At 65.6% G+C, this 9,581-nt stretch carries 11 protein-coding genes; 4 read left to right on the top strand and 7 right to left on the bottom strand.

Features of this window, described 5'->3' with window-relative positions; all coding sequences use genetic code 11:
* Positions 1 to 180 precede the first annotated feature (180 nt).
* Complete coding sequence (locus tag ACIRA7_RS12565) at positions 181 to 717, top strand: GNAT family N-acetyltransferase (RefSeq protein ID WP_396221191.1); 537 nt, start codon at positions 181 to 183, stop codon at positions 715 to 717.
* Here the strand turns inward: ACIRA7_RS12565 and ACIRA7_RS12560 are convergent.
* The 4 genes from ACIRA7_RS12560 to ACIRA7_RS12545 form a co-directional block, all read right to left on the bottom strand.
* Complete coding sequence (locus tag ACIRA7_RS12560; protein ID WP_396221190.1) at positions 692 to 1,336, bottom strand: carbonic anhydrase; 645 nt, start codon at positions 1,334 to 1,336, stop codon at positions 692 to 694. The genes ACIRA7_RS12565 and ACIRA7_RS12560 overlap by 26 nt on opposite strands.
* Positions 1,323 to 2,924 (bottom strand): SulP family inorganic anion transporter, encoded by a 1,602-nt coding sequence (locus tag ACIRA7_RS12555; RefSeq protein ID WP_396221189.1) that lies wholly within the window; start codon positions 2,922 to 2,924, stop codon positions 1,323 to 1,325. The genes ACIRA7_RS12560 and ACIRA7_RS12555 overlap by 14 nt, the downstream gene beginning before the upstream one ends.
* A gap of 34 nt (positions 2,925 to 2,958) precedes the next feature.
* A complete protein-coding gene (locus tag ACIRA7_RS12550; RefSeq protein WP_396221188.1) occupies positions 2,959 to 3,927 on the bottom strand; it encodes an aldo/keto reductase in 969 nt (322 codons plus the stop codon).
* A 111-nt stretch (positions 3,928 to 4,038) separates the two neighbouring features.
* The gene (locus ACIRA7_RS12545; protein WP_396221187.1) at positions 4,039 to 4,515 is read right to left on the bottom strand and encodes a hypothetical protein; all 477 of its coding nucleotides are present in this window, start codon (positions 4,513 to 4,515) and stop codon (positions 4,039 to 4,041) included.
* Between the two features lie 248 nt (positions 4,516 to 4,763).
* Here ACIRA7_RS12545 and ACIRA7_RS12540 point away from each other — a divergent pair, with 248 nt between their 5' ends.
* Entirely contained in the window at positions 4,764 to 5,120 is a 357-nt protein-coding gene (locus ACIRA7_RS12540; protein ID WP_396221186.1) for a DUF3088 family protein, read from the top strand.
* A 9-nt stretch (positions 5,121 to 5,129) separates the two neighbouring features.
* Here ACIRA7_RS12540 and ACIRA7_RS12535 read toward each other — a convergent pair whose 3' ends face one another.
* The 3 genes from ACIRA7_RS12535 to ACIRA7_RS12525 all read right to left on the bottom strand — a co-directional run bounded on the left by ACIRA7_RS12535 (position 5,130) and on the right by ACIRA7_RS12525 (position 7,088).
* Positions 5,130 to 6,434: a type II toxin-antitoxin system HipA family toxin gene (locus tag ACIRA7_RS12535; RefSeq protein WP_396221185.1), complete on the bottom strand. Its 1,305-nt coding sequence runs from the start codon at positions 6,432 to 6,434 to the stop codon at positions 5,130 to 5,132.
* A 36-nt stretch (positions 6,435 to 6,470) separates the two neighbouring features.
* A complete protein-coding gene (locus tag ACIRA7_RS12530) occupies positions 6,471 to 6,800 on the bottom strand; it encodes a helix-turn-helix domain-containing protein (protein ID WP_396221184.1) in 330 nt (109 codons plus the stop codon).
* Between the two features lie 93 nt (positions 6,801 to 6,893).
* Complete coding sequence (locus tag ACIRA7_RS12525) at positions 6,894 to 7,088, bottom strand: DUF2442 domain-containing protein (RefSeq protein ID WP_396221183.1); 195 nt, start codon at positions 7,086 to 7,088, stop codon at positions 6,894 to 6,896.
* Between the two features lie 162 nt (positions 7,089 to 7,250).
* Between ACIRA7_RS12525 and ACIRA7_RS12520 the strand changes: the two genes are divergently transcribed.
* Both ACIRA7_RS12520 and ACIRA7_RS12515 read left to right on the top strand, forming a co-directional pair.
* Entirely contained in the window at positions 7,251 to 9,275 is a 2,025-nt protein-coding gene (locus ACIRA7_RS12520; RefSeq protein ID WP_396221182.1) for an Ig domain-containing protein, read from the top strand.
* Positions 9,276 to 9,311: 36 nt separating this feature from the next.
* The coding region (locus ACIRA7_RS12515) for a TY-Chap domain-containing protein (protein WP_396221181.1) at positions 9,312 to 9,581 on the top strand (270 nt) is incomplete at its 3' end.

Below are 9,581 nucleotides of genomic sequence, written 5' to 3'. Positions count from 1 at the left end.
TGCATCGGGGGGCCCCGCCCACGGCCCATGGCCGATGGCCCACGGCCGAGAGCCGAGAGCCTCACAGCCCCAAGCCCTCAGAGCCCAGAGCCCAAAGCCCAGCCCCCACAGCCCCTCGACCACAGTCGGAAGCCTAACTTCCCCCTCAACTTTCTCGCCATGACGATACTGCAACCTGCGATGAGTCCCCCCCTCATCGCCACCGCGCGCTTGCGACTCGACCAGTTAACTGTCGACGACGCGGCATTCATCGTGGCGCTGCTCACCGACCCCGACTGGCTGCGCTACATCGGCGACCGCGGCGTGCGTACCGAGGACGATGCGCGTCGCTATCTCGAGACGGGGCCGATGGCGTCGTACGCCGCGCACGGGTTTGGACTGTACCGCGTGGCGAGGCGGGATACTGGCGTGCCGATCGGGATTTGCGGACTGCTGCGGCGCGCGACGCTTTCCGACGTGGACCTCGGCTTCGCGTTTCTGCCGGCGCATCGCGGGCAGGGGTTCGCGCGCGAGGCGGCGGCCGCTACGCTGGCGTACGCGCACGCTACACTCGGGCTCACACGCATCGTGGCAATTGTATCGCCGGAGAACGCCGCGTCGATCCGCGTGCTGGAAACGCTCGGGATGGCGCAGACCGGAACGGTCCGGCTCAGCGCCGATGCTGAGCCGGTATGTCTGTACGCGCCGCTCCCTACTTCTTCAGATCGTCGAAGTTGAGCTGATAGATCGGATCGACCGGGGTGCGCGGCGTGAGCATCAGCAGGTCGTTGATGAGCCCCGTGTGTAGGTCGTATACCCATCCGTGGATGTGAAGGTCCCGTCCTTCCTGCCATGCATGCTGCACGAACGAGGTTTCGGCCAACTTCCACACCTGTTCCTGCACATTCAGCTCCACCAGCCGGCGCAGACGGCGCTCTTCATCGTCGATGCCGTCCAGCTCGTGCCGGTGAATGCGATACACGTCCTTGATGTTACGCAGCCACTTGTTGATCAGCCCCAGGTGCTGATGCGAGAGTGCGTTGCGCACGCCGCCGCAGCCGTAGTGCCCGCAGACGATGATGTGCTTCACCTTCAGCACTTCGACCGCGTACTGCAACACGCTGAGCATGTTGAAGTCGGTGTGAATCACCTGATTGGCGATGTTGCGGTGCACGAAGAGCTCGCCGGGACCAGTGCCGGTGACGTCTTCCGCCGGGACTCGGCTGTCCGAGCAGCCGATCCAGAGGAATTCCGGCGTCTGGTCATTGGCCATCCGCAGGAAATAGTCTTCACGGACGTTCAGCTTGTCCGCCACCCATGCCTTGTTGGCAAGCAGCAACTTCTTATGCGACTCCATGCGTCAGTCTCCGCTTGCGGTAGTTTTGGGTCTTGTCGAAAAACTGCTTGAACTCGATGTCGATGCGCTTGTGCGAGGCACCTTCTGAAAAGTCGACGACGACATCGTAGATGTCATCATCGATGAAGACGGCCTTCGTGCCGTCGATGATCAGGCTCGAATCCGACGGAAGATTCATGAGCTTCGACTTGAGCTCCGTCTTGTTCACGAACGACGCATCCTTGTTGAAGCGTAGCAGGTACATCGCGTCTTGCCGCACCAAGGTAAACGCCGAGTGCTGATTGGTGCGAACCACGAAGAAGACACCGAACACGAGGCCCACGAGTACTCCGGTGAGCAGATCGGTGAAGACGATGGCCAGCACCGTGACCATGAACGGCAGGAACTGGTTGGTGCCGGCCTTGTACATGGTCTGATACAGGGCCGGCTTCGTGAGCTTGTAGCCCACCATGATCAGTACCGCCGCGAGGCTGGCCAGCGGAATGCGATTGAGCAGGGCGGGGATGGCCACGACGCACACCAGCAACAGCACGCCATGGATGAACGACGACCATCGCGTTCGTGCACCCGCGTACACGTTCGCCGAGCTTCGCACGATCACCGCGGTGACGGGCAGGCCGCCGAGCATGCCGGCGGCGATGTTGCCCACGCCCTGCGCGATGAGCTCACGATTGGGCTCGGAGATCCGACGCTGCGGGTCGATCTTGTCGGAGGCCTCGAGCGACAGCAGGGATTGGATGCTCGCCACCACCGCCAGCGTGATCGCGGTGGAATACACGCGGGCATCGTTCCACCGTGACCAATCCGGCGACGTGATCTGGGCCAGGAGCGTGCGTGCGCCGCCGGCCGGGAGCGTCACCAGATGTCCATCTTCGGCGCGCAGGTAGAAATCGGTGAAGAAGGCGCGGAAGATCTCGTTCATCGTGATGCCGACGATCACCACGAGCAACGCGCCGGGAATCATGGCGAGGCGCTTGTGCTGCTTCACCCGCGCGGAATCCCACGCGATCAGGATCGCCAACGACACGGCGGCGATCAGTACGGCTTCGATATTGGCCGTCGCGATCGCATCGGCGATATCGGAAAGGGTCGTAGACGCCCCGTCGTCGGCGCGAAAGAAATCGAAGTCGCCTTCGAACGACTTGTCCCGCCCCAACGCATGGGGGATCTGCTTGAGGATGATCACCACGCCGATCGCGGCCAGCATCCCCTTGATCACCGCATTGGGCACGAAGTCGGCCACACGGCCTGCCCGCACCAGGCCGAATCCGATCTGCATGATCCCCGCGATCAAGACGGCGAGCAGAAACGCGGAAAACGAGCCCAGACTCTGAATGGCGGTGGCGACGATCACCGCCAAGCCGGCGGCCGGGCCGCTCACGCTGACTGACGACGAGGAGAGCAGCGAGACGACCAACCCGCCGATGATGCCGGAGATCACGCCGGAAAACAGCGGGGCACCCGAGGCGAGGGCGATGCCGAGGCACAGCGGAAGCGCCACCAGGAACACCACCAGTCCGGATCGAAGATCCTCGACCGGAAAGGCGCCGCCCGACGGCGATGGAGAATCAGGTCTGGGTGATGTCATGCGTGGGGTGCGGAGTGGAGGGAGGAGCGGTTGTTCATCGCCCCGGGAGCTGAGGCAACGCGTCCACGAACTCGATAATCTGCATGCGGTGCTCGGCGGTGGGGAGTCGTCCCATCCCACCGCCGATGTTGTCGAGCATGTTTTTGGCCTGACTGGTGGCTGGCGTGACGGCGGTGATGGCGGGGTGGGTGAGCGTGAACTTGAGGAAGAACTGCGCCCAGGTGGTGGCGTCGAACTCCTTGGCGAAAGCCGGCAGTTCCTTGCCGGCGGCGCGACGGAACAGGCTGGTGCGACCGAACGGCGCGTAGGCCAGCACGGCGATTTTCTTTTCGAGGGCAAGCGGCAGGATCACGTCTTCGACGTCGCGATTGTCGGCGGCGTAGTCCACGCCGATGAAGTCGAGCGGCTCGTTGCGCATGACCTCGATGAGCTGCGCGTACTGGTTGGGGAAGGTGGTGGTGATCCCCACGTAGCGCACGCGGCCGGCCTTCTTGAACTCACGCACGATGGGGAGCTGCGTAGCCGGGTCGCCCATATTGTGCACCTGCATGAGATCGATCTTGGGCTGCTTGAAGATCGCGAACGACTTCTCGATCTGCGCCCGCGCCGCTGCGGGATCGGCCGATGCCCCACCGCGCCCGGCCACGTTCACCTTGGTGGCCCAGAACAACTTGCTGGCGATGCCGAGTTCGTTCACGATGCCGCCGGCCACCTGCTCGGAGGCGCCGTAGGAGGGCGCGGTGTCGAACACGCGGGCCCCGCGATCGGCCATGGCTTGAAAGACGGCCTTGAGGGCGCTGGCGTCTTCGGCGCGTGCCACGGTGGCGAAGGTGGCGGAGCTGCCGAGTCCGATCACGGGGATCATCTCGCCGGTGCTCGGGATCGCGCGCTGCAGCAGCTGGCCTTGGGGGAGGCGGTCGAGGGCGGCGAGGAGACGGGGGGAGAGGCCGAGCGTGGCGCCGAGGGTGGCGGACACGCCCAGGAAATCGCGGCGAGTGATCATGATCGAGACGGGCGGGTGGGGCGGGAGGGCCATCGGGCGTTCCATGTAGTAACGTGCCTCAGTGTCCCCGCGCTGGCTATGGCCGTGAGGCGCTCGCCGCGTCGGTGTGACTCAGCGCCCGTCCAGCATGGCGTCGATCTCGTCGTCCGCTCCCTCGCCCAGCACGAGATCCGACAGGTCCTCGTCGTCGAGCAGCGCCCGCTCGTCGTACTCGTATGTATTGGGATAGTCGGTCACGCTGTTTTCGCCGACCAGCATCAGCGTGAGGCGAACGGTGGCCAGTACCCGCAACGGAATCTTCTCGAGGGTTTCGAGCCACTGGTCGGAGTGTGGTGCGGCGATGCCCCAGCGCATGGTGGGCGAGTGGTCGCGCATGGTGAGCAGCAGACGACCGAGCGCGGTGCAGAGTTGGTCGTCGCGACTCGCCGGGTTCGCGTCGTGGAGCAATTCAATATTGAAGCATTCATTGCCCTTGGTGGCCACGAGGGCACTCGCGGTGGGCGTGGCCATGGTCCAGCCGTCGTGCTCGGGGAATCGGTGTTCGCGGAGTGCGTGCTGCAGCTGCTGCGGGGTCAGCTTTCTGGTCATATCCCTCCGGGGTGAATAGGAAGGATACGGGAGGGGTCTGACAGTCTTGGGCTCGGCGCTGGCACGGCAACAGCAACAGCAACAGCTCGTTCACGCGAAGCGCGCGAAGACCGCGAAGGACGCGAAGAACAGCAACAACAATTCTTCCTTTTGTTGTTCTTCGCGATCTTCGCGGCCCTTCGCGAGCTTCGCGCGAACCTACGGGCTAGCGGCTACACACCGGCGTCACGGCGGCTATACTCTAGCGCATGCCACACGACCAGCTGTTCCTCCTGCGCGCCGACTTCGCCGACCCTGCACTCGGCCCCGGCGCGTACCACTGCACCGACTGCGCGCGCATTGAAGGGTTGCTGAGCTACTTCCCGACGCTCCGCACGCAGCTCGACGTGACGTATGTCGACTTTCCGCGGCCGCGCGCGGCGATTGTCGCGCTGCTGGGGGAGGCGTATCAGAACTGTCCGGTGCTGGTGGTGCTGAACCCGCGCCCGGATCACGCGGCGCTGTTGCGAGAGAGCGGCGACACAGGCCAGCGGTATTGCACGGGCGCCGATGCGATCACGGCGTATCTGCACGCGGCGTATGGGGTGAGTGCGGCGCACCCGTAGGGGTTAGGCTCATAGCATGAGCCGCCGTGCCACCGCGCGCTCATCATGTTCGAACGCATCCGCGAAGCTTTCGACCTCGTCCTTGGTGAAGCCGAGTGTCTTCGCGACGGCGCGCCACGAGGAGACTCCGCGTTCGACCTCGCCGATGATTGTCGCAGCTCGACCCTTGGCGAGTCCGAAATAGCGCGCGGTGTCCATCAGCGCCTCGAGTGACGCCGCGGGGCCGGCCTCTTCGCTGATCCAGGTCTTGAGCTCGCGGACGCGATCCGGAAACGGATTGATGTCGAACGCGGGGGACAATCGCCACAGGTCTGCGTCGACGTGGAGAAATCCATGGTTGTGGAGATGGTCATCCACGTTGTTGATGAGGATCGAGAAGGCGATGCGTCGCCAGAGCTCTTCCAGATCCGCGGCGGCATCGGCACTCTTTTGGCGAATGACGTCGGCAATCTCTGTGTAGGAGTGCTCTCCGGTGTCTCCGGCCGGGAGTGCCATGATGGTGGTGGACGACACGAAGAGCAGCCGTTGCACGTTGCCGGTTCGGGAATCGCGTACGCGGTCGAACCGCCGGATCACGGCGACCGGCACGCCGTCGCTGTCTTCGAGGCGCGCGTTGGCGGCGTGAATGTTGGCGGCGCGTGCGAGGTGCAAGGCGAGCACTTCGGCCTTGGTATACGCGCGCTCGTCGGCGATGCTCGGAAACTTGCCGAGGCAGAGTCCCCACTCGTCGTCGACGATCGTACACTTCGGCCGCATGCCCCCGAGTGACGTCCCGCGACCGCGCAGATAGTCGAGGTCCGCCATGGTCTCCGTGTTCTGCTCGACGGCGCGCGTGGCGCGGAACAGGTCTCCAAGTTCGAGGATCGGTGGCGTGGTGCGCGACCCTGCTGCGTGCGCCCGCTGACAGACTCCGTGTTCGTCCCGGAAGCGCAGTGCGCCAACGCGCGCCTCGTCATCGACGGCCAGCAGGAAGTCGAGCGCCGTGAGCAGGGGGTCGACACTCTCGCCGCGAGCCTTGGCTTCCTGTCGCTGCTTGGCGTGATGCCGGAGAATCACGCGTCGCGCCCAGCCGTCTGGCTCCGTATCCGCGATCGCACCGTGGAACCGCGACCCCGTGGCGCTTGCGGCATGAGGGGGAAACTGCGGGCCGGCGACGAGGGGAAGCGTTGGATCGATCGGATAGCGCTGCTCGCTCGACAGCCAGCTCTGGTCGTACTCAAAGGCCGCGTGTTCCCGGCGACCATCCTGTGTAAAGCGAAGATGCCCGACCAGGACGTCTCCCACGAGGACATCAAGGGTGCGTTGAATCGCCATGACGAGAGAGCTGGCCTGTGTGGTGAGACGGGCGCGCTACTTCGCCTGAGGGGTGCGCTTGGTGCGGACGCTGCTCGGCAGCTCGGCGATGTGCAGCGTGGTCCCGGTCTCATCGGCTTGGGGATCGGCCGCTTTCTCGAGCGCACCGGCATCGAGACCCAGCACGAACATGGCCATCAGATACGTGCCGATGGCGACGGTGGGGTCACCCTTCTCAACCCGCCCATAGGTCTGCCGGGTGACGCCGGTTCGCTCCGCCATGGATGCGAGCGTCAGCTTGCGCCGTCGGCGGGCGATGTTGAGCCCCTTGCCGAGGGTGATCAAGGAGCGACGGAGCCGATTGGGGAGCACATCGTCGGAGGCCATTGTGTATGATAAATAGTACCTGAGACAAGATCAAGGGTTATGTATCATACACACCAGCAGATTGTCGATGTTGATGTCCTCGTCCAGGTCGGGTCAGTGCACCCCTTCGCCACGACCATTGAGACGCCAGTTTGCGCGCTCGGTCGCTGTGCCGTGGCCAAGCCGCGGGTACCACGCAAGGGGCGCCGATATGCTGCGACCATCCGCCAGATCCACCGTCAACGTGTCGGTTGTGACCCGCACCGCCACGGCACACATCGGCCAGTGGTCCATCGGCGAAGTAGTCATCCCAGCTCCTCTGCCAGTCGACCGCGTGTACCCGCACCATCATGACGATACGCGCTGATTCGCCTCGCGGAGAGCCGCCGCCCGCGCTGCCTGTCAGACCCCTCTCCCACCTTGTCTCCACGGCCAATGACGGCGCCGTGATGACAATCAACGGAGAGTCTGATGCAACGTGTTGCGATTGCAGTGCTGATGATGGCAGTGATGACCGCGTGCGGCGGCGGGGGCGGAGATGGTGCCACAGCCCCCACGCCGCCGCCCGCGAATGTCGGCGTGGCCACGGTGACGGTGTCGCTGTCGCCGGCGCAGATCACGGTGGGCGCGACGGCGTCGGCCACGGCCGAGCTGCGCTCCAGCGCGGGTGCCGTGCTCGCGGGCCGGCCGGTGGATTGGTCGTCGTCGGCCCCCGCGATCGCCTCGGTGAATAGCGCCGGTGTGGTGTCGGCGATTGCGGCGGGGTCGGCCACGATCACCGCGACCAGCGAAGGGAAGAGCGGCAGCGCGTCGATCACGGTGGCCCCGGCGCCAGTGGCGACGGTGCAGGTGACGCTCGCACTGCCGTCGCTCACGCTCGGTACGGCGACCACGGCCAGTGCGGTGCTGCGCGACGAGCGGGGCGCGACACTGACGGGGCGCGCGGTGGCGTGGAATTCGTCCAGCCCCGCGGTGGCGACGGTGGACAACAACGGCGCGATTACCACGCTGGCGGTGGGGACCACGGTGATCACCGCCTCGAGCGAGGGGAAGAGCGCCACGGCTACGTTGACGGTGATCCCGGTGCCGGTGGCGACGGTAACGGTGGCGCTCGCGGCGACGCCGGTCGTCGTCGGTGGTACCACCACGGTTACGGCGGTACTGCGCGCCGCCAATGGCGCCACGCTAAGCGGACGGGCGGTGGTGTGGAGCTCGTCGGCTCCGGCTATCGCCACGGTGTCAGCCACGGGCGAGGTGACCGCGGTGGCTACGGGCACGACGGTGCTGACGGCCACCAGCGAGGGGCAAAGCGGCTCGGCCACGCTGACGGTGATCGTGCCGCCGGTGGCGACGGTGACGGTGGCGGGTGCGGCCACGCTGGCGCCGGGGGCGGTGAGCGGCTTTACCGCCACACTGCGAGACGCGGCGGGCGCAACTCTCACCAATCGTGCGACCAGCTGGAGCAGCAGCGATCCCAACGTGGCGTCGGTGTCGGCGTCCGGTACCGTCACCGCCATCGCGCCGGGTATCGCCGCGATCACGGCCAGCAGTGAGGGACGCACGGGCAGCGTCGTGCTCACGGTTCGCTACAACATCGCGACGGTGGTCTTCACCGGTGCGACGCGGGTGAAGGTGGGCGACAGCTACCCGTACACGATCACTGCACGGCTGGCCGATGGTACCGTGATCAACCGGCCGGTCACGTGGAGCATCGTGGAAGGCGGTCGAGCGCAGGTGAACGCCAGCGGGGTGATGACGCCGTTGCAGTCGGGCACGTTCACGATGCAGGTGCTCATCGACGGCACCGCGTGGACGGCGACCTATACCGCCTACGACTGGGAGACGCTCTCATCGGGTGGCTCATCGTTCGCGGTGCTGTCGGCCGACGTGTCGGTCACCAACCGGTTCGGCACCACTGACCGCCCGGAGCTCGTTGTATCGTGCGGCAGTTCGGGATACTTCTTCGTGTGGGTGCGCACGCCGCACGTCGTGACGCGGAACGGTCTGGTGGCGTACTCCTTCGACGGAGCACCGCCGATCAGTGCCACCTGGGACGAATTGTCGCCCGACTTCCGCTCGCTCTGGTTGCGAGGGACAAACGCCGCCGCCAAGGCGTTCACCGTGCAGATCGCCGCGTCGCGTCAGTTCGGGTTCGCGTTTGGCGAATTCAACGGGAGCGCGCAGGCGACGGTGTTCCGCGTGACTGGCGCGACGGGGTTCGTGGCGCCGTTGTACACGTTGTGCCCGAGCAACGCGATCGTGGCGGGTGCGCCGGGGGTGGGTGGTGAGGCTGCGATGCCGATGGCGGAGGAGGCGCGTTTGATGGCTGCGTTTGAGACGGCGCGCGGTAGCGCCCGACTGGATCACGTGTCGGAGGACGCCGCGGCTCGGGCAATCGCTGGTCCGGCAGCTGGGGATTCCTCGGCACTACTTCGGGCCTGGCCGGTGTGGACCGCGTCGACGGCGGGTACGCGACAGGCAAAGCGGGTGCGGTAGTCACGTCACGCAGTCAGCACGGCATCCGAGGGTTGGATGCCGTGCTGTGTGTCGCATGGTCTCACGGCGGGTCTAACACGCCGACTGTCAGACCCCCCGGCCAAGTTGCGACATGAGCCAAGCGCCCACCGCACCTCAACCGAGGAGGGACCCATGCCCGCGAATACACACTGGCGCAATTTCACGAAGAACCTCGCCGCCTGCATCGGGGCGCTGGCCGAAGACGAGTATCTGATCATCGCGCGAAAGCGGGCGAATCAGTACGTGCAGTTTGCCGGGCAGGGTGCGTACGGCATTCGGGCCGAG

The organism is Gemmatimonas sp. (genome assembly GCF_044376735.1).
Classification (GTDB): domain Bacteria; phylum Gemmatimonadota; class Gemmatimonadetes; order Gemmatimonadales; family Gemmatimonadaceae; genus Gemmatimonas.
This window is presented reverse-complemented; position numbering and strand designations above follow the sequence as displayed.